General features: G+C 35.6%; 22 protein-coding genes and 1 tRNA gene. 8 read left to right on the top strand and 15 right to left on the bottom strand.

Going from position 1 to position 26,928, the window contains the following annotated elements:
* Positions 1–191 precede the first annotated feature (191 nt).
* The 3 genes from OZP06_RS06230 to OZP06_RS06220 form a co-directional block, all read right to left on the bottom strand.
* Positions 192–1,388, bottom strand: coding sequence for a C1 family peptidase (locus OZP06_RS06230; protein ID WP_269224124.1), 1,197 nt, complete (start codon positions 1,386–1,388; stop codon positions 192–194).
* Positions 1,389–1,474: 86 nt separating this feature from the next.
* Complete coding sequence (locus OZP06_RS06225) at positions 1,475–3,376, bottom strand: S9 family peptidase (protein ID WP_281324368.1); 1,902 nt, start codon at positions 3,374–3,376, stop codon at positions 1,475–1,477.
* A gap of 124 nt (positions 3,377–3,500) precedes the next feature.
* On the bottom strand, positions 3,501–3,914 hold the full coding sequence (locus OZP06_RS06220; RefSeq protein WP_269224123.1) for a hypothetical protein: 414 nt from the start codon (positions 3,912–3,914) through the stop codon (positions 3,501–3,503).
* A 237-nt stretch (positions 3,915–4,151) separates the two neighbouring features.
* Here OZP06_RS06220 and OZP06_RS06215 point away from each other — a divergent pair, with 237 nt between their 5' ends.
* The 4 genes from OZP06_RS06215 to OZP06_RS06200 all read left to right on the top strand — a co-directional run bounded on the left by OZP06_RS06215 (position 4,152) and on the right by OZP06_RS06200 (position 8,466).
* Entirely contained in the window at positions 4,152–5,264 is a 1,113-nt protein-coding gene (locus tag OZP06_RS06215; protein ID WP_281324367.1) for an FAD-dependent oxidoreductase, read from the top strand.
* A gap of 1 nt (position 5,265) precedes the next feature.
* On the top strand, positions 5,266–6,009 hold the full coding sequence (mtgA, locus tag OZP06_RS06210) for a monofunctional biosynthetic peptidoglycan transglycosylase (RefSeq protein ID WP_269224122.1): 744 nt from the start codon (positions 5,266–5,268) through the stop codon (positions 6,007–6,009).
* A gap of 770 nt (positions 6,010–6,779) precedes the next feature.
* Positions 6,780–7,982 carry an ATP-binding protein gene (locus OZP06_RS06205; protein WP_269224121.1) on the top strand — a complete coding sequence of 401 codons (1,203 nt, stop codon included), beginning with the start codon at positions 6,780–6,782 and terminating at the stop codon, positions 7,980–7,982.
* A gap of 118 nt (positions 7,983–8,100) precedes the next feature.
* Positions 8,101–8,466, top strand: a complete 366-nt coding sequence (locus OZP06_RS06200; protein ID WP_116759447.1) for an RNA-binding protein — start codon at positions 8,101–8,103, stop codon at positions 8,464–8,466.
* A gap of 109 nt (positions 8,467–8,575) precedes the next feature.
* Here OZP06_RS06200 and leuB read toward each other — a convergent pair whose 3' ends face one another.
* The 10 genes from leuB to leuC all read right to left on the bottom strand — a co-directional run bounded on the left by leuB (position 8,576) and on the right by leuC (position 16,264).
* A complete protein-coding gene (gene leuB, locus OZP06_RS06195; protein WP_269224120.1) occupies positions 8,576–9,637 on the bottom strand; it encodes a 3-isopropylmalate dehydrogenase in 1,062 nt (353 codons plus the stop codon).
* Between the two features lie 87 nt (positions 9,638–9,724).
* Positions 9,725–11,248, bottom strand: coding sequence for an alpha-isopropylmalate synthase regulatory domain-containing protein (locus OZP06_RS06190; RefSeq protein ID WP_281238603.1), 1,524 nt, complete (start codon positions 11,246–11,248; stop codon positions 9,725–9,727).
* A gap of 35 nt (positions 11,249–11,283) precedes the next feature.
* Entirely contained in the window at positions 11,284–11,475 is a 192-nt protein-coding gene (locus OZP06_RS06185; RefSeq protein ID WP_269224119.1) for a hypothetical protein, read from the bottom strand.
* Between the two features lie 15 nt (positions 11,476–11,490).
* Positions 11,491–11,838 (bottom strand): ORF6N domain-containing protein, encoded by a 348-nt coding sequence (locus tag OZP06_RS06180; protein WP_269224118.1) that lies wholly within the window; start codon positions 11,836–11,838, stop codon positions 11,491–11,493.
* Positions 11,839–11,888: 50 nt separating this feature from the next.
* Positions 11,889–12,680: a methyltransferase domain-containing protein gene (locus OZP06_RS06175; RefSeq protein WP_269224117.1), complete on the bottom strand. Its 792-nt coding sequence runs from the start codon at positions 12,678–12,680 to the stop codon at positions 11,889–11,891.
* A gap of 5 nt (positions 12,681–12,685) precedes the next feature.
* The gene (locus OZP06_RS06170) at positions 12,686–13,390 is read right to left on the bottom strand and encodes a class I SAM-dependent methyltransferase (RefSeq protein WP_269224116.1); all 705 of its coding nucleotides are present in this window, start codon (positions 13,388–13,390) and stop codon (positions 12,686–12,688) included.
* 16 nt (positions 13,391–13,406) lie between these two features.
* On the bottom strand, positions 13,407–13,709 hold the full coding sequence (locus tag OZP06_RS06165) for an antibiotic biosynthesis monooxygenase (protein ID WP_269224115.1): 303 nt from the start codon (positions 13,707–13,709) through the stop codon (positions 13,407–13,409).
* A 76-nt stretch (positions 13,710–13,785) separates the two neighbouring features.
* A complete protein-coding gene (leuD, locus tag OZP06_RS06160; protein WP_269224114.1) occupies positions 13,786–14,382 on the bottom strand; it encodes a 3-isopropylmalate dehydratase small subunit in 597 nt (198 codons plus the stop codon).
* A 60-nt stretch (positions 14,383–14,442) separates the two neighbouring features.
* Positions 14,443–14,796, bottom strand: coding sequence for a four helix bundle protein (locus OZP06_RS06155; protein ID WP_219319148.1), 354 nt, complete (start codon positions 14,794–14,796; stop codon positions 14,443–14,445).
* 73 nt (positions 14,797–14,869) lie between these two features.
* A complete protein-coding gene (gene leuC, locus OZP06_RS06150) occupies positions 14,870–16,264 on the bottom strand; it encodes a 3-isopropylmalate dehydratase large subunit (protein ID WP_281324366.1) in 1,395 nt (464 codons plus the stop codon).
* Between the two features lie 884 nt (positions 16,265–17,148).
* On the opposite strand from leuC, the gene dnaE reads away from it, so the two are divergent.
* Both dnaE and OZP06_RS06140 read left to right on the top strand, forming a co-directional pair.
* A complete protein-coding gene (gene dnaE, locus OZP06_RS06145) occupies positions 17,149–21,672 on the top strand; it encodes a DNA polymerase III subunit alpha (RefSeq protein WP_281324365.1) in 4,524 nt (1,507 codons plus the stop codon).
* Between the two features lie 130 nt (positions 21,673–21,802).
* The gene (locus OZP06_RS06140) at positions 21,803–22,735 is read left to right on the top strand and encodes an outer membrane beta-barrel protein (RefSeq protein ID WP_269224113.1); all 933 of its coding nucleotides are present in this window, start codon (positions 21,803–21,805) and stop codon (positions 22,733–22,735) included.
* 420 nt (positions 22,736–23,155) lie between these two features.
* Here OZP06_RS06140 and OZP06_RS06135 read toward each other — a convergent pair whose 3' ends face one another.
* A complete protein-coding gene (locus tag OZP06_RS06135; protein WP_281324511.1) occupies positions 23,156–25,252 on the bottom strand; it encodes a prolyl oligopeptidase family serine peptidase in 2,097 nt (698 codons plus the stop codon).
* Positions 25,253–25,565: 313 nt separating this feature from the next.
* A tRNA-Ala gene (locus OZP06_RS06130) sits at positions 25,566–25,639 on the bottom strand.
* Positions 25,640–25,859: 220 nt separating this feature from the next.
* On the opposite strand from OZP06_RS06130, the gene OZP06_RS06125 reads away from it, so the two are divergent.
* Positions 25,860–26,618 (top strand): enoyl-CoA hydratase/isomerase family protein, encoded by a 759-nt coding sequence (locus tag OZP06_RS06125; RefSeq protein WP_281324364.1) that lies wholly within the window; start codon positions 25,860–25,862, stop codon positions 26,616–26,618.
* 2 nt (positions 26,619–26,620) lie between these two features.
* Positions 26,621–26,791 carry a hypothetical protein gene (locus OZP06_RS06120; protein WP_269224112.1) on the top strand — a complete coding sequence of 57 codons (171 nt, stop codon included), beginning with the start codon at positions 26,621–26,623 and terminating at the stop codon, positions 26,789–26,791.
* Positions 26,792–26,928 lie beyond the last annotated feature (137 nt).

Below are 26,928 nucleotides of genomic sequence, written 5' to 3'. Positions count from 1 at the left end.
CGCTCATTCAGCCCCTTTGCACAACAGCGTCGGGCTATCACGAGCGCTTTGGCGCCTTGCTCTATCCCTCACGCAAACTGCAAAACAACAACTTCAGTTTGAACAAGAATAGTTCCTTAACCGTTTTTCGAAAACAAAAAAAATCCCGACTTTAGATTAAGTCGGGACTATAAAATTTAAAAAATAAAAAACTAAGCTCCTATTTTCTTAGCAATATCTGCTGGAACTCCACCTTTATTTACCATCAATGAAGTAGTTTTGTATTTTACAAAATTCTTACTCACATACAAATAGCCTTTGTAGTCATTTGTAGCTCCCCAAGAATTTTTTACAATATAATACTCTTTACCCATTTGGTCTTTGGCAATCCCAACAATGTGCATGGCGTGATCATCTGTTGTTTGATAATTGTCAAAAGCTTTTTGACGGATTTCCTCAGTGATTTCCAATTCTTCTTTTGGACCATTAAACATGTTCTCTTTTTCAATAGCAGTCATGTCCTCATATTTTTTGGTAGGAACAAAAGCCACACCATTTTTCCAACTGAAACTTTTCTCACTCACATCCGAAGCCCACGCAACAGTGTAACCGTTTTTCAAGGCATTGTCAATTATTGCCGTCATATCATTCATTTTGATATTATAAACCATGTCAAAAGACCAGTTGTCTGGAACCATCATCATTGTTTTGGTATAATAAGGCACATTGGCATATGAGGCAAACTCTACATATTCATCAGCATTAATGCCTACAATTTCTTTTGCAAAAGATTGTGGAGTATAGCTTTTTCCTTTATACATAAAATTTTCAGGAACTTGACCTAAATAAGAATCAATAACTGCGGCATATGCTTTTTCCCAGTTTGGCGTCAATTCTCCATTAGGATTTTTTACCACTGCTGCTAATAATGCTTCTGTCAAAGCACCCATTTCAGCAAATTTATTTTTAGAGGTTCCATAATTCAAACCAGTATACACTTCTTGAGGAACAGCTCCGTATTTTTTGTACATATTAGTTACATCATGCAATTCGCCACCATCTCCCAATGTTACAGCACCATGCATGCGTACATAATTTTTCCCTTTTTCGATGTAAGCATTTCGAGCAGAGAAAACTTGTGATAATTCTACTGGCTGTTTACCCAATCGTATCATTTCAGATTCTAAAAATGAATTGGTAGAATAACTCCAACACGTTCCAGAAGAACCTTGATTTTTTACAGTCGTATTGGCCAAATTAATTACATCAGTAAATTTGAAACTTTCTACACTTTTTTCACTAGCATTTGCCTTCAATGAATTGACTAATCCATCTTGAGCCATTATGGTATTCATTCCAACAACCAAAGTTGTAGCAATAAATAATGATTTAATTGGTAATTTGAACATTTTGAAAAATTTTATGGTTTAATAATTTGTAACAATACTACTTGTTTTGTTACATTTATTCGAGTTAGTTTTTTATTTTAAACGAATTACAAGGTCTCTTTCAGCCATTTATAAAATTCTTTTTGCCAAATTTGAGCATTCTGAGGTTTTAAAACCCAGTGATTTTCTTCTGGAAAATAGAGAAATCTACTTTTAATACCACGAATTTGAGCCGCTTGAAAAGCTTCTTGCCCTTGCCCAATCGGCACTCTAAAATCATTACCGCCTTGTATAATTAAGATGGGAGTATTCCAGTTTTGAACAAAATTAATTGGATTGAATTTTTCATACGTTTTTTGGGCGACTGCATTGTCTTTTTCCCAATACGGACCTCCAAAATCCCAATTATTAAAGAAAACTTCTTCGGTTGTTCCAAACATACTTTGTAAGTTAAAAACACCATCATGAGCAATAAATGTTTTAAATCTATTGTTGTGAATTCCCGCCAAATAAAACACAGAATAACCGCCATAGCTTGCACCTACACAACCCAAACGCGATTTATCTACATAGTTCTCCTTGGCCACATCATCTATTGCCGAAAGGTAGTCCTCCATTACCTGACCACCCCAATCTTTGCTAATTTGCTCGTTCCATTCTACTCCATGTCCTTGCATTCCGCGACGGTTAGGTGCTACAACAATATAACCATTAGCAGCCATCAATGAAAAATTCCAACGGAAAGAATAGGATTGAGTCAATGGAGATTGTGGTCCACCTTGACAAAATAATAATGTTGGGTATTTTTTGGAAGCATCAAAATTAGGTGGTAAAGCTACCCAAACTAACATTTTCTTTCCATCGGTAGTGGTCACGTAACGTCTTTCTATTTTACCCAACTGTAAGGAAGCGTAAGTTGCTGTATTTACATTTGTTAATTGTTTCCAAGTATTTTTCTTTAAGTTGAAAGAAAAAATTTCAGCAGCATGATTCATATCGGTTTTGGTCACAATAATATCCTCTCCTGAAAAGCCTACTAAATCATGTACATCAAAATCTCCACTTGTAATTTGTTTTACTGTAATTGCAATTTTTGTCATTCCAGGGAAGTTAACCTCAAAAAGTTGTACTGTTCCATCAATTGGAGCTAAAAAATAAATCTTTTTTCCGTCTTTACTCCACAGGAAACTATTTACAGTTCCATCCCAATGTGCAGTAAGATTCATATTTATCCCTTTAAAACTAACGATTAAGTCATTTTTGTCAGCTTCATAGCCATCTCTTTTCATTTGCAACCAAGTCAAATCGCCTGATGGTGAAAATTGAGGCGCAGTATCATACCCTAAATTTTCTTCTGTTCGGTTAATCGTTTTTCCTGATTCAAGATTGTATTCATAAATATTGGTGTCTGTAGAAAGAGCATATTGAGTTCCTGCTTTTTTCTTGCATACATAAACTATACTTTTTCCGTCTGGAGACCAATTATAATCTTCATCATCTCCAAAAGGTTTTTGTGGACTATCAAAGTTTTCTCCTTTTAAAATATCAATACCTTCAGATCCTTCTTTGTTTTCTCTGTAAAAAACATGGTTAAATTTACCTTCGTTCCAAGTATCCCAATGGCGATAATCGAGACCATTATATATTTGAACATTGGATTTATCTAAATTAGGGTAGAAATCTTTCCCCAAAATATTATCAATTTTAACTTCTTGGTTGTAAACTATGTATTTCCCGTCTGGAGAAACGTTTTTATCTGCCAAAATTTCTTTGGTATCCTTAATTTCCAATATGGTTCCTGTGCTAATTGCAACAGTATATAATTTTGAATTGGATTTGTTTTCTTCGACAGAAGGTGTCGATACTTTATAGACAACATTTTTGCCATCTTTTGAAATTCCTAAAGGTGTAATTCGTCCTAACTTCCAAAGTAATTCCGGAGTCATAACATTTTGAGCGATTGCATTTAAACTCATCATTGTTAGCATTAAAAAGAGTAATTTTCTCATTATTATTGAAAATTTATGTTCAGATTCCAAATATAGCACTATAATTCTCAAAAAGAATAGATAGTCTAACATAAAAAAACCTTAATTTTTCAATACACTCAAGTGCTAACAAATCTGTAGAAAATTAAGATACTTTAAAAAATTGAATAGTCAAGAATGTGATTACAAAACACAAAACCAAAACAGCAACACCAACGATAATGGCTCTTTTCAAGAAAGATTTCTTTATTTTTATAACTTCGGAATCTATATTCACAATGGTTTTGAATTTATCAAAGGATTCAATAGTTTCCAAATATTTTATCCAACCACCACTCTCATATATTTGCTTGCCAAATTCAGTTAAATCACACCGAAACTCTTGCTCTTTTTCTAAAACAACAAGGCCTTTCTTGTCAAGAATTTCAGCAAATACTTTAGAATTTTTTAAATTAAAACCACATTCATCTTTAAAATTGATTCGCATCATAAATTGAGATTTCGATAAATAAAGTAATTTTAAATTTACCTCAATAATTTCATCGATATTTTCCAACATAACAAATATTTTATATTTACATTCATGCCCCATTTATACTTTTACAAATTATAAAAGCGCTTTTTTCAGGGTCTTTTTTCATTAATCAATTATAATGCCAAAGACTTCATTTTCATAAATTTAACACATTTCTATTTCAAAACTGAAGTATTCTAAAAAACAATACTATTCAATACATATTCATATAGGAAGTTTATATAACTAGAAAAATTATTTAATTTTATAAAAAAAAATAAGATGGAACTAAGCTATTGGGAATTGAAAAATTGGTTTAGCCAAGTTGATTATACTATTGTTGGTAGCGGTATAGTAGGATTGCATGCTGGATTGCGCTTGCGTGAAAAATACCCCAACAGTAAAATATTGATCCTCGAGAAAGGAATGTTACCACAGGGAGCCAGTACCAAAAATGCTGGATTTGCTTGTTTTGGAAGTATTTCTGAAATCATCGACGACCTAAAAACACATACTGAAGAGGACGTAATTCAGTTGGTACAAAAAAGATGGAGTGGTTTGCAATTACTCAGAAAAAGACTTAATGATACTACAATAGATTTCAAACCTTATGGTGGATATGAGTTGTTTTTAAAAAATGATGAAAATAGTTTTAGTGAATGTTTCAATAAGTTACCGTTTATAAATGATATTCTAAAACCACTATTCAAAACCGATGTATTTGCCAAAGAAATAGACCGATTTGGTTTTGGAGGCATTCAGGAATATTTAATTTTTAATCCTTTTGAAGCTCAAATTGATACCGGAAATATGATGCAAGCCTTATTGAAACAAGCCATTGCTCAAGACATATTAATACTGAACCAACAAACCGTTACTTCTTTTTTGGATAACGAAAAAAATGTTGAGGTAGCACTAGGCGATTTTAGTTTTACTACCAAAAAATTATTGTTTGCCACCAATGGTTTTGCCAATACGCTAACAAAAGGGGAAGTAAAACCAGCGAGAGCACAAGTTTTAATCACCAAACCAATTCCTAATCTGGATATAAAAGGTACATTTCATTTGGATAAAGGATACTATTATTTTAGAAACATCGGTGATCGTATTTTACTGGGAGGCGGAAGGAATCTCGATTTTGAAACGGAAACCACAACCGAGTTTGGTCAAACAGAAATTATTCAAAAAAAATTGGAAGATGTATTAAAAAAAGTAATTTTGCCCAACCAAGATGTCCAGATTGAACACCGTTGGAGTGGTATTATGGGAATTGGCAATAGCAAAAAACCAATTATTACTCAATTGTCTGAAAACGTGTATTGTGGTGTACGACTTGGTGGTATGGGAGTAGCAATAGGCAGTTTAATAGGAACCGAATTAGCAGATTTAATATAAAATGGCGACCAAAATAACACCAAAAAAAACGACAAAGAAACCCGTTAAAAAAAACACGGGAAATTTTATTACCAAAGTAAAATGGTTTTTATTGAAGGCTTTGCTATGGTTTTTTGGGATTTCGATAGCTTTTGTAGTATTATTTAAATTTGTACCCGTTCCATTCACCCCTTTGATGGTGATGCGTTATTTTGAAAACAAGGCCGCTGGAAAAGAAATATACTTTAGCCATAATTGGGAACCGCTGGATAAAATTTCGATGAATTTACAAAAAGCCGTGATTGCCAGCGAAGACGGAACTTTCTTAACCCACAATGGTTTTGATTTTATCGCTATGCAAAAAGCTTATAAAAGCAACGAACGCGGTCGAAAAATAAAAGGTGGAAGTACCATATCGCAACAAACCGCCAAAAATGTTTTCCTTTGGCAAGGACGTAGCTACCTTCGAAAAGGTCTGGAAGCTTATTTTACCGTGCTAATAGAACTTATTTGGGGTAAAGAACGCATCATGGAGGTCTATCTCAACAGCATCGAAATGGGTGATGGTGTTTATGGTGCCTATGCCGCAACAGAACATTGGTACAGGAAAGATGCTTCAAGCCTTACAATGACACAAGCAGCAGGAATCGCAGCGATATTACCTAATCCTAGAAAATACAAAGCCACCAGTTCTTCTTCGTACATCAACAATAGGAAAACAAAAATTGTTCGAATTATGAGGCATATCGGTAAAATTGAATATTAAAAACAAACCTCAATCATAAGACTACCCCCAAAAAAGTTAAACACTATTTGGGGGTATTTTTATAAATTCCCACTTAAAAAATCATATACAAGTAAAAGAATAACATTGCAAAAGGATTCATTTTAGACATCCAGCAAAAATTGTTTTTTTTAAATGTAATTTTTTTTTTGGCATCCTCTAATGGTTGTGCTCAATATCGTTACGTTAAGGATTTCTCACTACATTTTTTCAAAATATAGCTCTAGCAAAGATGCGAAGGCACAAAGAAATTGTCTCTAAACTTTGCGCCTTGGCAAGAAAGACAAAGCTTAACTTAATGATATTGACATCAAGCTGTACGTACTCGCTTTTTTTGTGAGCCTAAAAAGGCTTACAAAAAAAGAGTTCCACTGCCATAACTTACGAGACATCAAGACATAGTATCGTATTTGTATAAATAATTACCTTCATAAATGGAGTTAAAACAAAATATTTTTAAAAAAAACATGATTTTATTAAAAAATACTAAAACTGGCATTGTTATTGTTTTGATTATAACCCCGATTCAATATTAGATTTCGCTATGATTCTGGATTATTCAATAAAAAGAAGTGCCCAAGAACTTTTTTAGAAATAGAAGATTTATTTCTTTCAATTTTAAAAATAGAAGAAAGTGCTTGGCTTTGAAGAAAAGAATCCAAACAAAGTAGATTTCTAATATAGCTGGGTTTATTATATTATGTACAAACCCCAATTTATTCGGATTTCAAATAAGTTACAAAAGAGAAACTATGATATCACCTACAATTCCAGACAATGAAAAAATACGTATAAAAGCTTTAAAGTCTTTCTCTATTTTGGACACTTTTTCCGAAAAAGAATATGACGAAATAACCCTTTTAGCTTCAGTCATTTGTGATACCCCAATATCTTTAATTTCTCTTATTGATGAAGACAGACAGTGGTTTAAATCAAAAACGGGAATCGATATAGAAGAAACACCACGTGAGTTTTCTTTTTGCGGACACGCAATTTTGGATAACAGTCAACTGTTTACAATTGAAGATTCTCGGCTTGATGAAAGATTTCATGACAATCCATTAGTAACAGGTTATCCAAATGTGGTTTTTTATGCTGGAGCCCCATTGATTACATCTGATGGATTGGCTTTGGGGACTTTATGTGTTTTGGATAATAAGCCAAAAACACTAACGCCCATGCAGCAACAAGCAATGAAAGTACTTTCTAATAAGGTAATAAGCCTTTTTGAACTCAAAAAAGCGAATTTACTTTTAAAACAAAAAAATAAAGAGTTGGAATCACAGCGAACCGAATTGGAAATGTTTGCAAATGTGGCGGCCCATGACATTAAATCTCCTTTAAAAAATATAGGTAGTTTAACCCAACTTTTACTTGAAGAATATGGACCCAAATTAGATGAAGGAGCGAATGAAATGTTGAATATGTTGCACACATCTTCCCTTATTTTGAATAGTTTAGTCGATGGAATTTTAAATCACAGTAAAGCAGGATCAATTTTAGAAATTAATAGAGATAAGTTTGATTTAAAATACTTCATAGACAATACAATACAACTTATGAATAGTCGAGGGCAATATGAATTCATAACCTTATTTGAAAATCAGTTCATAGTCGTTAATAGAGTCGCTTTGCAGCAAATTTTTATTAATTTAATCGGTAACGCAATTAAGTATAATAATAAGGAACAAATTGAAATTACAATCGGTTTTTCAGAAACCAAAAGTCATTATCATTTCTATATATCGGATAATGGAATGGGAATGGTTAAAGAACATCAATCAAAAATATTTAAAATTTTCGAGATTTTAGGGGTCGAAGATCGATTTGGCAATAAAGGAAATGGAATTGGACTTTCTACTGTAAAAAAAATAATTGAAGGTCTTGGCGGTAGTGTTTCAGTTGATTCTGAAATTGATAAAGGAACAAAAGTTAGTTTTTCAGTGTTGAAATAATGATTTGTTAAAAAGTTAAATAGCTCTAAATCATAAAAGATTTCACAAATATGCTAATTTATAGTTGATTAGAATAAAAATAGAGTACATTTGCTTCAATTATTATAAATAAGTACTTATGAATATTTTTGTTGGAAGCCTTCCATTCAGTATTGAGGAAGCAGATTTAAGAGAGTCTTTCGAGGCTTACGGAGCAGTTGATTCAGTTAAAATTATCACAGATAAATTTACAGGAAGAAGTAAAGGATTCGGATTTGTTGAAATGACAAATGATGATGAAGCTCAAAAAGCAATTGACGAATTGAACGGAGCTACTGTTCAAGGACGTGCAATCGTAGTAAACAAATCTGAACCAAAACCAGAAGGTGAAAGAAGAAGTTTTAACAATAACAGTCGTGGTGGAGATTCACGCGGTGGTTATGGTGGTGGAAACAGCCGTGGTGGAGACAACCGTGGAGGTGGAGACAGAGGAGGAAGATATTAATATTCTTTTCAATCATATAAAAAAAGGTGTCAATGTAAATTGACACCTTTTTTGTTTACTCACTTTCCACCCTCTCCAAAGGAAAGGGATTGAAAGCGGACATTTTATGTTACAAATTAGCAACCAACCAGTCACCAACTTCACTAGTTTTATATGCTTTTGCGCCTTTAGATACTAAATCTTCTGTCACAATTCCTTGTTCCAATGATTTGTTCACGACGGTTCTGATTGCTTCGGCTTCTTCTTTTAATCCAAAAGCATCTTCAAACATCATTGCTGCCGATAAAACAGTTGCTAATGGATTGGCAATATTCAAACCAGTTGCTTGTGGATAAGAACCGTGAATTGGTTCGTATAATGAAGTGTGTTCCCCAACAGAAGCTGATGGCATTAATCCCATTGATCCTGAAATAACAGAAGCCTCATCAGTCAAAATATCTCCAAATAAATTTTCTGTAATCAATACATCATAAGAGTTTGGCCATTGTACCAAACGCATGGCTACAGCATCCACAAATTCGTAAGACACTTCAACTTCTGGATAGTCTTTTTCCATTGCCTGAACAGTTTCTCTCCACAAACGAGATGTCTCTAATACATTGGCTTTATCCACACAACATAATTTTTTGGAGCGCGTCATAGCCAATTCAAATCCTTTTTTGGCCAAACGCTGCACTTCAACTCTAGTGTACACACAGTTGTCAAAAGCAGTTTCTCCGTTGTCTCTTCTTCCTTTTTCTCCAAAATAAATTCCTCCAGTCAATTCTCTAAGGAAAACCAAATCAGTTCCTTCTATACGCTCTCTTTTTAATGGAGAATTGTCAATTAATGATGGGAAAGTAAAGGTTGGGCGTACATTGGCAAACAAGCCTAATTTTTTACGCATCAATAATAATCCTTGCTCTGGACGAACAGGAGCGCTTGGGTTGTTATCGTATTTTGGGTGACCGATAGCTCCAAAAAGAACCGCATCGGCAGCCATGCAAATTTCATGCGTTTCGTCAGGGTAAGGAACACCAACGGCATCAATAGCACAAGCTCCTGTAAGTGCAGGTGTCCAAGTGATTTCGTGGTTGAATTTTTTTGCAATGGCATCCGAAACTTTAACGGCTTCGTTAATTACTTCTGGTCCGATTCCGTCTCCGGCTAAAAGGGCGATATTTAATTTCATTATAAAATATTTTATTTAAAGATTGAATTATTTAAAGATTTAAAGATTGAAGTTTTAATTTTTCAATCTTTAAATCATTTCATTTTTTTAATTAGTAACCACATTGAGCATTTTTTGCGTAGCAATGATAGCGGCAACGGTTTGATCCGAGTCTAATCCTCTTGTTTTAAATTCTTTTCCATTATTAGTCCAAGTGATAATGGTTTCGCATAATGCATCCGAGCTACTTCCTGGTGGAATGCGAACCGCATAATCAATCAATTTAGGCAAAATCATTTTTCTGGATTTGTAAATTTTAGAAAGGGCATTCATGAAAGCATCAAATTGACCATCTCCTTGTGCATTTTCTTCAAAAATTTCACCTTCAATTTTTAAACATAGCGTTGTCGATGGGCGCAACCCTTTGGCATGAACCAATATATAGGATTCGACTACAATTTTTTCTTCATAAGACTGACTGTCCAATACATCCGAAATGATATAGGGCAAATCTTCTTTAGTAACGGTTTCTTTTTTGTCTCCCAATTCGATGATTCGTTGGGTTACCAATTTTAAATCCTCAGGGTTTAGTTTCAATCCCAATTCTTGTAGATTTTTTTCGATATTGGCTTTCCCGGATGTTTTTCCTAAAGCATATTTTCGCTTTCTTCCAAAACGTTCTGGAAGCAAATCATTAAAATACAAATTGTTTTTGTTGTCACCATCGGCGTGAATTCCTGCCGTTTGTGTAAAAACATTATCACCTACAATAGGCTTGTTGGCAGGGATTCTATAGCCAGTAAAGGTTTCAACAAGCTTGCTTACAGAATATAATGAGGATTCTTTGATGTTGATTTTTACCTCGGGCATAAAATCATTAATCACTGCAACGGTACTTTCCAGCGGAGCATTTCCAGCGCGTTCTCCCATTCCGTTTACGGTAACGTGCAGTCCGCTGATGCCTGCTTTTACAGCTTCCATCACATTGGCAACACTTAAATCATAGTCATTATGGGCGTGAAAATCAAAATGAATTTCAGGATATTTTGTGGTAATTTTAGAAATAAATTCAAAAGTATCGGATGGAATAAGCACACCTAGTGTATCTGGCAAAAGTACTCTTTTGATGGGCTGCGTTACTATAAAATCCAAATACTGAAAAACATATTCAGGAGAATTACGCATACCATTACTCCAATCTTCAAGATACACATTGGTGGCGATTCCATTTTCGTTAGCCAAAGCAATAGATTGTGCGATTTCGGCAAAATGTTGCTCCGGTGTTTTTTTTAATTGATGCGTCAAATGATTCAGAGAACCTTTGGTCAATAAATTTTGCACTTTGGCCCCCGCTTTTTTCATCCATTCGATAGAAATTCCGCCATCAACAAATGCCAATACTTCAATTCTGTCAGTATATCCCTTTTCTTCAGCCCAAGACATAATTCCTTTAACGCCTTGAAACTCTCCTTCGCTCACACGAGCGGAAGCCACTTCTATTCGATCAATGTTTAATTCTTCTAATAATAATTGCGCAATGGTTAATTTTTCTGTAGCAGAAAAGGATACTCCCGAGGTTTGTTCACCGTCGCGAAGTGTGGTATCCATTATTTCAATTTTTCTTTTTTCCATGTTTGATATTACTATTTGCTTTTGGCTAGTATATTCTAATCGTTTTTGTATCCAATTTTCACTCGTGGTTTTTCATCTTCCTTTTTCTCATTTAGTTCATCTAAATAAGAAAACACCAATTCAATATTCTTATCGTGATTTTCGAGTTTCTTCTGTATTTGCACTATGTTTAACTTCATATCACTTGTATCCAAAAGCATTTGCTTTACTTTTGTGAAAGTGCGCATGATTTGAATATTAGTTTAGCTTCGCTCCGTTCGGCTCTGCCTCGGGTGAATGGCTTTGTCGCTTTTAAGAACACTAGAAAGCATCATCACACCATGTTCAGTGAAGGCCAAAGGAAGTTTTCTTGTTCCACCCCAACTTGATGTCACAATTTGTGATATCAAGTTGTCAAATTCAACTTTTGAGACCTCAAACATAAAGTCATCAGGAAATCGACCGATGTTTCGTTTAACGGCTTGATTTAAAACTCTTGTTTCTACCCCATAAAGTTTTGCCAAGTCTCTGTCTAGCATTACTTTTTGGTTTCGAATAATGTAAATCTTATCCGTGATTATTTGTTCAGGAATTGTTAAATTCTCATTCATAATTTATACAGAATCTATATTTTCAGTATTTTTTAATAATCGATATAATTTTATATTTTTCCTCGCACTTCGTTTAATTTCATTGTCATAGAAATTGCTTCGGTTTCTATCCAATGGTTGTATTCTTCTATGGCTTTCAATCGCAAGTCATTTTCCAAATAACCTTCTTCTACCATTTGAATAGAACCAGCTACTTTCGACCAAATTCCTATTTTTGATTTATAATCCAATCGCTCTTCATTATATAACTCATCGGAATTGATTTTCTCTATCGAATGAAAACCTGCTTCTTCTAATAAACGAGGTAAATCTTCGGCAATTTTATTGTTCATTCCAGCATCTTGTCTCCATTTTAGAAAAGTATTATAAAAAGCTTGCATACTTTCTGGCGGCGACGGATTCCAATCTAGATTCGTATGGTCATAATCTAAAATTGAAATTTGACCGTTTGGTTTCAAAAGGGATTTCATTTTTAGTAAAGCCTCTTTTGGATTGCTCAACCATTGTAATACTCTTGCTGAAATAATTAAATCAAATTTTTCTTCTGGATTAAAATCAAATAAATCAACGTGAATTAATTCTAAATTTGTGACGTTTTGATGCGATTCTTTCCCACTTAAAATTAAACTTTCGGTATTGTCAATCCCAGTAACTTTTCCGTTTACTCCAACTATATTTGCAATGTCTTTTGAAATAAAACCTGTCGCACAGCCGATATCCAAAACTTTCATTCCTGGTTTTAAAATAGAGGATAAATGCTTGTAATCATTTATTAGGCTTCTGTCATTATATACTTTATTGGCTTCTTGATCGTCTCTTTGTATGTGTTTGTTAGCTTTCATGTGATTTATTTTATACCTCCAAACACGGAAAAATTACTATTTTTATGCAATACATCCACATAATGAAAACCTGCTTTTTTCAAAACCTCTAATTGATATATTACTGATCTTGGCGTATCTTCTTTTGAGATATATGCAAATACATTTTCTTGATACGCTTTGCCTCCAACACCTTCTAAATAATCAGCATAACGTTTCCACATCAATTGGTCAATGGCGGGATGGTCGTGCTTGATTAAATCGCATATCCAAAAGCAGCCTCCTTTTTTGAGACTTTTATATATTTTAGAAAAAACTTGTTCCCACTCTTCATCCGATCTTAAATGATGCATTGCTGCTCCTGTAACCACAATATCAAAAGTGTCTTCGGGTAATTCCATATTCAAAAAATCAGTTTGAATAGTAGTAATTTTTCCTTCTGAAACTTCAAAAATTCTTTCTTTTGCTTTATCCAACATTGGTAGACTTAAATCAATCAAGGTGGCATCAAAGTCAGGAATAAGCCCTAATAATTTTAATGTATAATTACCCGCACCACAGCCTAAATCCAAAACTTGTTTGGCATCAGGACAACAAACGCTAGCAGCTTGGGTCAATAATTCTAAACTCAAAGTGGCATCAACGGTACTGATTTGGCCTGTTTCTAAATTTGAAAAACGGGCTACTTCGTTGTCAAAACGCTGTTGTATTTCAGATAATGTTGATTTCATTTTATATGATTTAAAATTATTTTTTAGACTCCAAAACCATTTCATAATGCTCCACAATCGGGAACGGGTTATAATAATGATGCAACAATTTTTTCCATTCTAAATACGCTTCAGATTCTCTAAAGCCGATGGTATGATTTTCCAATTTCTCCCAATTAACAAGCAATAGGTATTTGTTTTCTTGCTCTAAACATTTTCTCAAACTGTGGTTTACATACCCAGGAATCGATTGTATGAATTGGCTGGCAATTGTAAAGTCTCTTTCAAATTGAATACCTGAACCTTCTCTAACCTGCAGAGTAGCCATTTCTAAAATCATATCTATTTTTATTTATAAACCCGACAGATTTAAAAAATGTGTCGGGTTTTTTAACTAAAACTAATTGTATTTATTTTTAGTAAGGCAGTTTGTCTGCAAACCCTGTAATCTCTTCTTTAATGTTTTGCAAGTAGTCAATATCATCAAATCCGTTAATCATATTGTCTTTTTTGTAACCAGAGATATCAAAAGACTCTTTTTGACCCGTTACTTTAAGTGTAATGGTTTGCTCTGGCAAATTGATTTCCAATTCTGTTTTTGGATCGGCTTCGATTGCTTTGAAAATAGTTTCAGCAAATTCTGGACTAACTTGAACAGGTAAAACACCAATGTTTAAGCAATTTCCTTTGAAGATGTCTGCGAAGAAACTAGAAACAACGGCACGGAATCCATAATCGTAAACCGCCCAAGCTGCGTGTTCTCTTGAAGAACCTGAACCAAAGTTTTTTCCGCCGACTAATATTTGACCGCTGTATGTTGCGTCGTTCAAAACGAAATCTGCTTTTGGAGTATCGTCTCCATTGTATCTCCAGTCTCTAAAAAGGTTGTCTCCAAAAGCTTCACGTTTAGTAGCTTTCAAGAAACGAGCTGGAATAATTTGATCCGTATCTACGTTTTCTATTGGTAGTGGCACTGCACTACTGGTAAGGATGGTGAATTTATCGTATGCCATTTTTATTTGTTTTTGGCAGTCGGCTTTGAGCTTTGAGCTTTGGGCAAAACTGCACTAATTTTATTGATTTAATTTTAGTCTTAATTGGTAAATCTGTTTTCTAATTTGAATAACTTTGCTTTCTAAAGTCTGATGAATTTCAGGTTTTAAATATTTCAAGTCAGAAGAAAGTAATAATAAATATTCAACTTCTGAGCAGGAAGCAATTGCAATATTCAAATATCTTGCAAATTCTTTTTCGGAATTAGAACCACAACCTTCAGCAAAATTTGTTGGAATAGAAGAAACTGCTCTTCTCAATTGACTTGTTAATCCAAATAATTCTTCTTTTGGAAACTCTTTTGTTACTTGATAAACTTCAAGTGTAAACAAATGACTTTCTTGCCAAACATTATATTTTCTAAAATCTCTCATATGGGCTTTGGGTCATCAGCTTTTAGCTTTCGGCTGATAGCCCATAGCCGAAAGCCCAAGGCCGACTGCTTTTTTACATCAATTCTCTTGGATCTGTAAGTTTTCCGGTAACGGCAGCAGCCGCCGCCATAATTGGACTAGCCAATAGGGTTCTTGAACCTGGACCTTGACGACCTTCAAAGTTTCTGTTGGATGTACTTACCGCATATTTTCCGGCAGGAACTTTATCATCATTCATTGCCAAACAAGCCGAACAACCTGGCTGACGCAATACAAAACCAGCTTCGGTAAGAATGTCTAGAAGACCTTCCTCTTTGATCTGAGCTTCTACAACGTGAGAACCTGGAACCAACCAAGCGGTAACATTGTCTGCTTTTTTTCTGCCTTTAACAATTTCTGTAAAAGCTCTAAAATCTTCAATACGACCATTAGTACAGCTTCCCAAGAAAACGAAATCAATTGGTTTGCCAATCATTACGTCATTTTCGTGGAAGCCCATATAGGCCAAAGATTTTTTGTAGGTTTCCTCGCCACCTTCTACTTGGTTGGCGTTTGGAATATTTTTTGAAATACCAATTCCCATTCCAGGATTGGTTCCGTACGTAATCATTGGTTCAATATCCGCGGCATCGATATTCAATTCAGCATCAAAAACAGCATCAGCATCCGTTTTCAAAGTTTTCCAGTATTCAACTGCTTTTGTCCAAGCTTCCCCTTTTGGAGCATATAAACGTCCTTCTAAGAAATCGAAAGTTTTTTGGTCAGGAGCAATCATACCACCACGGGCACCCATTTCGATACTCAAGTTACAAACGGTCATACGACCTTCCATAGACATCTCTTCAAAAACATTTCCGGCATATTCAGCAAAATATCCTGTACCTCCAGAAGTAGTTAATTTTGAAATAATATATAGTGCAACGTCTTTTGGGCCAACACCTTTGCTCAAAATTCCGTTTACGTTGATACGCATTTTTTTTGGTTTTGGCTGCATAATACATTGCGTAGCCATAACCATTTCCACCTCAGAAGTTCCGATACCAAAAGCAATCGCTCCAAAAGCACCGTGAGTAGAAGTGTGAGAGTCACCACAAACGATAGTAGCACCAGGTAAAGTAATTCCGTTTTCAGGCCCTACCACGTGAACGATACCATTTTTTTGATGTCCCAATCCCCAGTGCGAAATTCCATATTCGGCAGCATTATCTTCCAATGCTTTCAATTGATTCGCAGACAAAGCATCAGCAACAGGTAAGTGTTGGTTTATAGTTGGTGTGTTGTGATCGGCAGTTGCAAAAGTGCGTTCCGGATACAATACCTTAATGCCTCTTTCTTTCAAACCTAAAAAAGCAACAGGACTAGTTACCTCGTGAATAAAATGACGGTCAATAAAAAACACATCTGGTCCATCTTCTATTTTACGCACCACGTGCGAATCCCATACTTTGTCGAATAATGTAGTACTCATTTTAACTATTTTTTAGTGTATTTTTCTTTTATAATTTAGATAGTTTCCTACCAATTATATCATTGGCAACAAATTTAAAAAAGAAAAGAGAGTTGTCAATTTCGAAAAGCGGTTATATACGATACCCAAAAGAATATTACAACACTATTGTACTTTGGTTCGCTGTTTTTGGTCAAAAAATACGCTTTCTTGTTTTGACTTTGAATTTCTTTTCAAAGTAGATTTGATGCTGTTGACTCTGTTTTTAATAATTTGCAAATTTATTACAAATAAAACGCATAAACAGACAATTTGTTTAAAAAATAACAACAAAAATTTAAAAAATAGTGATTATTGTTATATTTTATGTTGAAGATATTTGATATAAAAGAGTAAAAAAAACAATTTAGGGAGCTGAAAATAATGCTATTTTTGAGTTTTTAGACCTCCTTTTTTTTGCTAAAATACTACGACATCCAAAAAAGAGAAGAGATGAATATTTGATAGTAAAGAAGGTTTTCGGATGAAATAAAAACTATAAATCAGTTGGGCGTGACCGCGTTGAGAAAAGGGGCTTGATTATGATACCGCTCATACAGCCCCTTTCCTCAACGCGGTCGGGCTGTTGCTGCTACTTCGGTAGCTTAGCCCATCCCTCACGCGATCGCAAGAACATTTAGGAAGTTCTGTAAAAATTTATTTTACGAATGAGATTTAAAACGTACAGACAAGTGCCTCTTTTTTGTTAATAACTTAAGGCTTTCAATCCCCATAAAAAACCTAAATTTGAATTTCATTTTTTGAATTTACAATTAATTTTAAAGTGTTTATAGCCAGTTAAATGCACTGTTAAAACCATAAAGGTTTTAGCCCCCTCCCTTTCGGGGAGGGCTGGGGAGGGGCTTATGTACTTAATATTCGATACCGAAACCACAGGATTACCCAAAAAATGGGGCGCACCCATTTCTGACACCGACAACTGGCCCAGATGTATACAAATCGCGTGGCAGTTGCATGATGACATGGGGAAACTCATCGAGCATCAGGATTATTTGGTAAAACCCGAGGGATTTAATATTCCCTATGATGCCGAGCGTATTCACGGAATCTCCACTGAATTGGCCGAAGCCGAAGGAATTTCATTGGGCGAGGTTTTAGAGAAATTCAATGTGGCGCTGGGCAAAGCCAAATTTATAGTGGGTCAGAATCTAGGTTTTGATATCAATATTATGGGCTGTGAATTCTATAGAATGGGTGTGACTTCGACTATGGGTTCAATGCCAATTCTGGATACTTGTACCGAGGTTACCGCTTCGTTATTGCGTTTACCCGGAGGACGTGGCGGGAAATTCAAATTGCCTACTTTGACGGAATTACACTCTTATCTTTTCGATAAACCTTTTGCGGAAGCACACAACGCTACCGCCGACGTTGAGGCAACTACGCGTTGTTTCTTGGAATTAATTCGTCGTGATATTTTTACCAAAGAAGAGCTGGATGTAGAAATTGGTTATTTCAAGGATTTCAAAAATAAGAATCCGCATGAAATTGAGCTGATAGGGTTAAAACACATTAATTTAAAAGAAGCTTCGGAGAAAATCCGACTTCAATTTGGCGAGAAGCAAGCCGTCTCCGTTTCCAAAGAAGAACTAACGGAGAATAAAAAAGTATTGGTAGATGCCTCTTTTGTGCATTTACACAACCACACACAGTTTTCGGTTTTGCAATCGACTATTGGGATTGGTAATATAGTTTCGGTCACAGCTCAAAATAAAATGCCAGCTGTAGCCATGACCGATACAGGAAATATGATGGGGGCTTTTCATTTTGTGAGTGCAGTGATGAATCACAACAAAGCGGCATCAGCTAAAAACAAAGCCTTAGTAGAAAGTGGTGAGGAGCCTACAGAGACCGAGATAAAACCAATTGTAGGTTGCGAATTTAATATTTGCGAAAATCATTTGGATAAAACTAAGAAGGATAATGGTTATCAAATTGTGTTATTGGCCAAAAATAAAAAAGGCTATCACAATTTGGCCAAGATGGCTTCGATTGCCTATACTGAAGGTTTTTATTATGTTCCAAGAATTGACAGAAACATTGTTGAAAAATACAAGGAAGACATCATGGTTTTGTCCGGGAATTTATACGGAGAGATTCCGAGTAAAATTCTGAACATTGGAGAGAACCAAGCAGAGGAAGCTTTAATTTGGTGGAAAGCACAATTTGGGGATGATTTGTATCTCGAAATTATGCGTCACAATCAAGAAGATGAAAATCGTGTAAATAAAACCTTGGTTGAATTTTCCCAAAAACACCAAGTAAAATTAATTGCCACCAATAACACCTACTATTTAAAGAAAGAGGATGCGAATGCGCACGATATTTTATTGTGTGTCAAAGATGGTGAAAAACAAGCCACCCCGATTGGTCGAGGTCGTGGCTATCGTTATGGTTTGCCCAATCAAGAGTATTATTTCAAGTCGGGCGAAGAGATGAAAAAACTTTTTGCCGATTTGCCTGATGCCATAATTAACATTCAGGAAATTGTAGATAAAGTCGAAATCTACTCGCTGTATCGCGACGTATTGCTACCTAAATTTGATATTCCAGAGGAATTCATAGTTCCCGAAGATGAAGCGGATGGTGGAGTGAGAGGAGAGAATGCTTATTTGAGGCATCTAACAATGAATGGTGCCAAAAAAAGATATGGCGAAATTACTCCTGCTATTCAAGAACGATTGGATTTTGAGTTGTTGACCATTTCGAATTCTGGATATCCAGGTTACTTTTTGATTGTTCAGGATTTTATTGCCGAAGCTCGAAATATGGATGTTTCGGTAGGACCTGGTCGTGGTTCTGCGGCGGGTTCTGCAGTGGCTTATTGTTTAGGGATTACCAATATTGACCCGATTAAGTACGATTTGCTTTTTGAGCGTTTCTTGAATCCGGATCGTGTGTCCATGCCCGATATTGATATCGATTTTGATGATGAGGGTCGTGGTCGAGTTATGGATTATGTGATCAATAAATATGGTAAGAATCAGGTAGCACAAATTATTACCTACGGTAAAATGGCAACCAAATCAGCGATTCGTGATACGGCCCGTGTATTGGACTTGCCATTGTTTGAAGCCGACAGGATTGCAAAATTGATTCCAGGAATGATGCCATCCAAATGGAATTTGGCACGTTTTATTTCTGAAAGTGAGGATGAGGTTAAAAAAGCCTTACGTTCAGATGAATTTGATAATGTAAAAGAGTTGATCGCTATCGCCAATTCGGGGGATTTGGCTGGAGAAACTATTCAACAAGCGAAAATTTTGGAGGGTTCTATGCGAAACACCGGAATTCATGCTTGCGGGGTGATTATTACACCATCGGATATTACGAATTTTGTTCCGGTTACTACGGCCAAAGATTCTGATTTGTATGTTACTCAGTTTGATAACTCAGTAGCAGAAAGTGCCGGATTGCTGAAGATGGACTTTTTGGGTCTGAAGACCCTAACTTTGATAAAAGATACCGTAAAATTGGTAAAGTACAGAACCGGAATTCAACTCGATCCTGATACTTTTCCGATTGATGATACCAAAACGTATGAGTTGTTCCAAAGAGGGGAAACCGTTGGGATTTTCCAATACGAGTCACCAGGAATGCAGAAATACATGAAGGATTTGAAGCCAACGGTTTTTGGGGATTTGATTGCGATGAATGCTTTGTATCGTCCAGGACCTTTGGAGTATATTCCATCATTTGTTAGAAGAAAAAATGGCGAAGAAGAAATCAAATACGATCTAGATGCCTGCGAGGAATATTTAGGGGAAACTTATGGAATTACCGTTTACCAAGAGCAGGTAATGCTTTTGTCCCAATCGTTAGCAGGATTTACCAAAGGTGAAGCCGACGTATTGCGTAAAGCGATGGGTAAGAAGCAAAAAGAGGTGCTGGATAAAATGAAACCCAAGTTTGTTGCCCAAGCTGCCGAAAAAGGCCATGATGCAACCGTTTTGGAGAAAATTTGGAAAGACTGGGAAGCATTTGCGAGTTATGCATTTAATAAATCCCACTCCACTTGTTACGCTTGGATAGCCTATCAAACCGCTTATCTCAAAGCGCATTATCCAGCTGAATATATGGCGGCGGTACTCTCTAATAATATGAATGATATTAAACAGGTGTCCTTTTTTATGGAAGAATGCAAGCGTATGGGCTTACAGGTTCTTGGGCCTGATGTAAATGAATCGTTCTACAAGTTTACCGTAAATGATGATTATGCGGTACGTTTTGGAATGGGTGCCATAAAAGGGGTTGGTTCTGGAGCGGTTGCGACTATTGTGGAAAACAGAAAAGATGGAAAATACAAGTCTATTTTTGACTTGACCAAGCGTATTGATTTGCGCGCTGCTAATAAAAAAGCACTGGAGAATTTAATTTTGGCGGGTGGTTTCGATTCGTTTGAGGGAACGACCAGAGCGCAATATTTTCATGATGATGGTGACGGAATAACCTTTTATGAAAAATCCATTAAGTATGGATCTAAATTTCAAGAGAATGAAAATTCATCGCAAGTAAGTCTATTTGGAGAAACTAGCGAGGTGCAAATTGCCGAACCCGTTGTGCCTCCTTGTGAAGACTGGAGTACGATGGAAAAATTGGCCAAAGAGAAAGAAGTGGTTGGGATTTATATTTCGGGGCATCCGTTGGACGATTACAAATTTGAGATGAAATATTTTTGCAATGCTAAACTCGAAGCCCTCAAAAACATGGAGATGTATGTGGGTAAAAATCTAACTTTTGGAGGGATCATTACCAATGTACAACACCGTGTAGCCAAAAACGGAAAAGGATGGGGGACTTTTGTGTTGGAAGGCTATGATGAGAGTTATGAGTTTAAAATTTTTGGCGAAGAATATTTAAAGTTCAGGCATTTCTTTATTCAAAACAATTTTACTTTCATGAAAGTGATGATAAAAGAAGGTTGGGTAAATCAGGATACAGGTAAAAAAACCGATCCTAGAATGCAATTTGTATTAGTGCAATACCTTCAGGATGTGTTGAGTACTTTTGCGAAAAAACTCATTCTTTTGTTGAATATAAAGGATTTGGAAACCGATTTTATCCACCAATTGAACCGACTGTTTCAAGAAAATAAAGGAGACAACACCGTGACTTTTGAAATTATGGAATTAGAAAAAATAAAACGAATCGTCGAGACCACTTCTGAGTTTGAAGAGAGCGAGGAGGAATCTTTTGTGGATGAAAACGAAGAAGCAACCGAAGTGATTGAAACAAAAACAGTCACCGAAGTTGAAGAAATAAAAGTGGTGACCAAATTATCGATGCCAAGTAGAAAATTAAAAGTTCAAATTTCAAATGAATTATTGTTTGAATTGGAGAAAATGCAGATTAATTTTAAATTGAATTAAAAATAACAATTAAAAATATGCTCGCATAATATATTTTTACTAATATTGCCGTGAATTACAACGATTTCGCATCAATTCAATTAGATACAAAGTCTTGTCAATTTGAATAACTTAAATAACTCATACATACATGAAAACAAAATTATTTTTATTAGGATTACTAGCTTCTACAATGACTATGGTAGGGCAAACTTCAAACACTAGCGATAGTAAGCCAGAAACTTGGTATTTTAAATTAGGCGGTTCTTATTTTATGCAAACAGTTGCTACAGAATTTCCAACTGTTGGAGGAAATCTTCCTTTAGATCAAACTTATGTTGGAGGGAAATTAGTTTCAAAAGAAAGTGTGACTGGTTCTTTTGGAGAAGGTTTTAGAACAGGACTTACAGCAGGATATAGAATTAATTCACGTTTAGGAGTAGAAATGGGTATAAACTACTATTCAAGTAAAGACAAAACTATGGCACAAACAAAATCAGATTTACCTATCACACCAAGTGGAGTCTATAGTTTTAAATCCGTAGGACAAATTACAGCATGGGATTTGTCTCCATCGCTAGTTTTGTTTTTAGGAGAGCACAAAGGATTTGAGCCTTATACAAAAGTTGGTGTTTTAGTGCCAGTTCATGGTGATTTAGAAATCACTTCTGATGCGTATGCACCAATTGCATTTAATTCTTCGGGTGTTCCTGTTGCTTTTGGAAATGTTCACAGTGTTGATCAAGTAAAGCCAAATCCAACATTAGGATTTACTGCAACTTTAGGTACGTCATATAAATTAGCAAAACACATTTCTCTTTATGCTGAATTAGAATACCGTAACTTTACAGTACACGGAAAGACTAAAGAGACTACAGAATTTACTGTTAATGGTAAGGATGCTATGGCTACTAGAAGTCAAGCACAACTTCATACTAATTACCAAGACCGCTTAGATGTTAATTCTAATAACGCAGCAACCAATCCATCTGGTTTGGACAAAACTAAACCAACTGATGAATTAAGTTCTTACGTTGGAATTTCTGGATTAGGTATGACTATTGGAGTGAAATACAGTCTATAATCAAATACGATTGAAAATATATTGAAGACCTTCTGAAAAGAAGGTCTTTTTTGTTGCCTAATGTTTTTTGAAATTCGAAGAAGCTAATTCTGCAATAGAAATCCACTATATCTGGATTCTTCTGAAGAGCCCAAATTTACGCCTAATCTTAGAATCGAAAGAGAAGATTCTTTCATTATTAAAATAATCCGTCAGTACTTGTTTTATTGAGTAATCTAGCTTCGTAATGAAATATAATGTGGAATTTTAGGTTGAAGCCCTAGCCCTGATGGAAGTGAAAAGCCTTTTGAAATAAAAGGCCCTTTTTCTTGAACAAAAAGAGCGACCAGAGGAAGCTCCTTTTTATTCTTAGAAAAAGGGCGTTTTATGATAAAGCTTGTAGCAAACAGCAGGATTAAGCTCCTTATTACTACAGCTTCTTTATTTTGGCAATGCTGTAAATCCCATATTGTATAAAGTAAAGGCTTGTATATCGCAACTTTCCTGAATGGTAGCAGCCAATGATTTTCCGGCTCCGTGACCTGCATTGATGTCGATTCGGATTAAAACGGGGTTGTTTCCGGTTTGCTTTTCTTGTAACTCGGCTGCAAATTTAAAACTGTGTGCTGGAACTACCCTGTCGTCATGATCACCCGTAGTGACCATCGTGGCGGGATATTGAACTCCTGCTTTTACGTTGGCCACTGGTGAATATCCTTTGATGTATTCGAACATTTCTTTGCTGTCTGCCGAGGTTCCATAATCAAAAGCCCAACCGGCTCCCGAGGTAAAGGTGTGGTAACGCAACATGTCCATTACACCAACGGCAGGCAACGCCACTTTCATTAAATCGGGGCGTTGTGTCATAGTGGCGCCTACCAATAACCCTCCGTTGGATCCTCCGCGAATGGCTAGAAAATTGGATGAAGTATATTTTTGCGCTATTAGATATTCGGCTGCGGCGATGAAATCATCAAATACGTTTTGTTTTTGCATTTTGATTCCTGCATCGTGCCATTTTTTGCCGTATTCTCCGCCTCCGCGCAAATTGGCTACTGCGTAAATACCGCCGTTTTCCATCCAAACGGCATTGGAAATACTAAAACTAGGCGTTAAACTAATGTTGAATCCGCCATATCCATAAAGAATAGTTGGGTTTTTGCCGTTGAGTTTTAATCCTTTTTTGTGCGTGATAATCATTGGGATTTTGGTTCCATCTTTGGACGTATAAAACACTTGTACGGATTGGTAATCTTCGCTTTTGAAATCAACTTTTGGTTTTTGATACACAGCCGATTTTCCTAATTTAGGTTCAAAAGAATAAATTGAAGGCGGCGTAATATAATTGGTAAAGGAATAATACAGAATTTTTTCTTCTTTTTTACTTCCAAATCCAGAGGCTGTACCTATTCCTGGTAATGTAATTTCGCGAACCAATTTTCCGGAATAATCATATTGTTTAACGACCGAAACGGCATCTTTCATGTAATTGGCAAAGAAATACCCGCCTCCTGTTGTTGGGGTCAACACATTTTCGGTTTCGGGAATCAGATCTTTCCAGTTTTCTGGTTTTGGATTGTTCACATCTACACTTACAATGCGTTTGTTGGGCGCATTTAAGTCGGTTTCTATGAATAATTTTTCACCTTCGTTTTCAATGATGTTGTTGTCACTATTAAAATTATCCACAATCGTTACTATCGGACTGTTGGGTTTGGTCAAATCCTGAATGTACAATTCGTTTCCGTAAGTGGCATTGGAGGCAGAAATCACTAGATAATGATTGTCTTCGGTCACGCCTCCGCCTACATAACGGCGTTTTTGGTCTGCTCCAAAAATGACCTGATCGTCTTTTTGAGCCGTTCCCAATTTATGGTAATACAATTTGTGTTGGTCGGTTTTGGCCGAGAGTTCACTTCCTTTTGGTTTGTCATAACTGGAATAATAAAATCCTTCGTTCCCTTTCCAGGAGATACCGCTAAACTTGACATCGACCAAAGTGTCTTCGAGTTTTTTGAAAGTGTTGACATCCATAAGGACTACTTTTCGCCAGTCACTTCCGCCTTCAGAGATAGAATAAGCTACTTTGGAGCCGTCTTTAGAAAAATCTACTCCTCCCAAAGAACTGGTTCCTAATTTTGAAAAGGTATTCGGGTCCAGAAAAACTTCTTCTTTGCCTTTGGAGTCTTTTCGATACAAAACCGATTGATTTTGCAAACCGTTATTTTTGTAATAATAAATAAAACTTCCTTCTTTGAATGGTGCACCAATTTTTTCGTAATTCCACAGTTTTTCGAGTCTGGATTTCAAAGCGTTTCTAAAAGGGATTTGATCCAAATAATCGTAGGTTACTTTGTTTTCTTCTTTTACCCAAGCAGCTGTTTCGGGAGATTTATCGTCCTCGAGCCAACGGTAGGGATCGTTTACTTTGGTGTCAAAATAGACATCAACCGTTTCCCCCTTTGCTGTTTTGGGATACGTTAATGGAGTTGCTTTTTGGTTTTGCCCTAGAGAAGTTAACGAAGTTGATACTGCCATCAGAAATAAGATTTTTTTCATTTTGAAGTTAGTTTAAGTACCTAACAAAAATAGGCAAAGTTTTTTTAGTAAATTGTATCGAAGGAAGGATTGGAAAACAAAAGTTCTCATGGTCAACAAAGAAATTTGGGGCATTACCAAAAAGGTCATAGCCATTCTTTTTTTTAAACCATTAAGAAATTAAGATTCATTAAGATTCGAGGTCGTTCTTAATGAATCTTAATTTCTTAATGGTTCAATATTTCTGAGAATTTATTGCTCCCTTTTTTTCAGGACTAGGCATAAAAAAACCCAAACAAGGTTTGGGTTTTTGTGGAGAATATCGGATTCGAACCGACCACCTCTTGCCTGCCAGGCAAGCGCTCTAGCCAAATGAGCTAATCCCCCAATATTTTAATAGAATTCAAAAGTTTTATAACTAATTAAAACCGAACCTTCCCGATCATTATCGGGACGCTCTAGCCAAATGAGCTAATCCCTCAAGTACGGCGCAAATATAACATTTAATTATAGGAATATGCAAATTTCAAAATCACTATTCTTCAATTCCTAAAAAAATATATTTTGCTATGATTCCTTTTTTTAACTTTACATCAAAATATACCTTATGCTTACACCAGACAAAAACGGAACATTACTAACAACTATAGAAAACAAAATTGCTACGGTTCAGTTTGGTCATCCAGCAAGCAACTCTTTTCCAAGAGTATTACTCGATAGATTGACAAATGAGCTTACTTTTTTGAGTGATAATCCAGAGATTTCTGTAATTGTATTAAAAAGTGAAGGTACAGGCGCTTTTTGTGCAGGTGCTTCTTTTGATGAACTTTTGGCAGTAAGTACACTTGAAGAGGGGACACGCTTTTTTTCTGGATTTGCCAATTTGATCAATGCTATGCGTACTTGCAAAAAAATAATAGTAGGGCGGATACACGGAAAAGCAGTGGGAGGAGGAGTTGGTATTGCTGCCGCTTGTGACTATGCATTGGCCACCTCAGAAAGTGCCATAAAATTATCTGAATTGGCTATTGGTATTGGCCCTTTTGTAATTGAACCTGCTGTGAGTCGAAAAATTGGAAAAATGGCAATGTCAGAAATGGCTTTGGACGCACACGAATGGAAATCGGCTTCATGGGCTCATCAAAAAGGACTTTTTGCTAAAATAGTGAATTCACAAGAAGAATTAGATAAAGAAGTTGTTGCATTCTCCAGAAAACTGGCACTTTATAATCCAGAAGCACTTTATGAAATAAAAAAAGTATTTTGGGAAGGAACGGCGCATTGGGATAAACTTTTAAAAGAAAGAGCTGCAATTTCAGGTAAATTAGTACTGTCCGATTTTACAAAAAACGCTTTAATCAAATAATAATGACTCATATTATTCTATTACTTCAAAATGTAGATATTGCAAAAAAAATTAAACAAGCTCCCGATGAAGGGTATCAAATTGGGGTTCTAATTGGTTCTTATTTGCCTTTTGTAATTTTAGTAGTATTGGCTTATTGGACCTATAATCGAGCCAAAAACCGAAAAGAGTAACTTTTAAATTTCCCCTTTTGAAAAAAATAGTTCTTATTGGGCTCATAGTCTGTTTCTTTTTTTCCTGCCAACAACAAGAACAGCCAATTGTCTCTTTTTATTATTGGAAAACAATTTTTAGGCTTTCACCAAAAGAA

This window comes from Flavobacterium sp. IMCC34518 (assembly GCF_027111095.2).
GTDB classification, from domain to species: domain Bacteria; phylum Bacteroidota; class Bacteroidia; order Flavobacteriales; family Flavobacteriaceae; genus Flavobacterium; species Flavobacterium praedii.
This window is presented reverse-complemented; position numbering and strand designations above follow the sequence as displayed.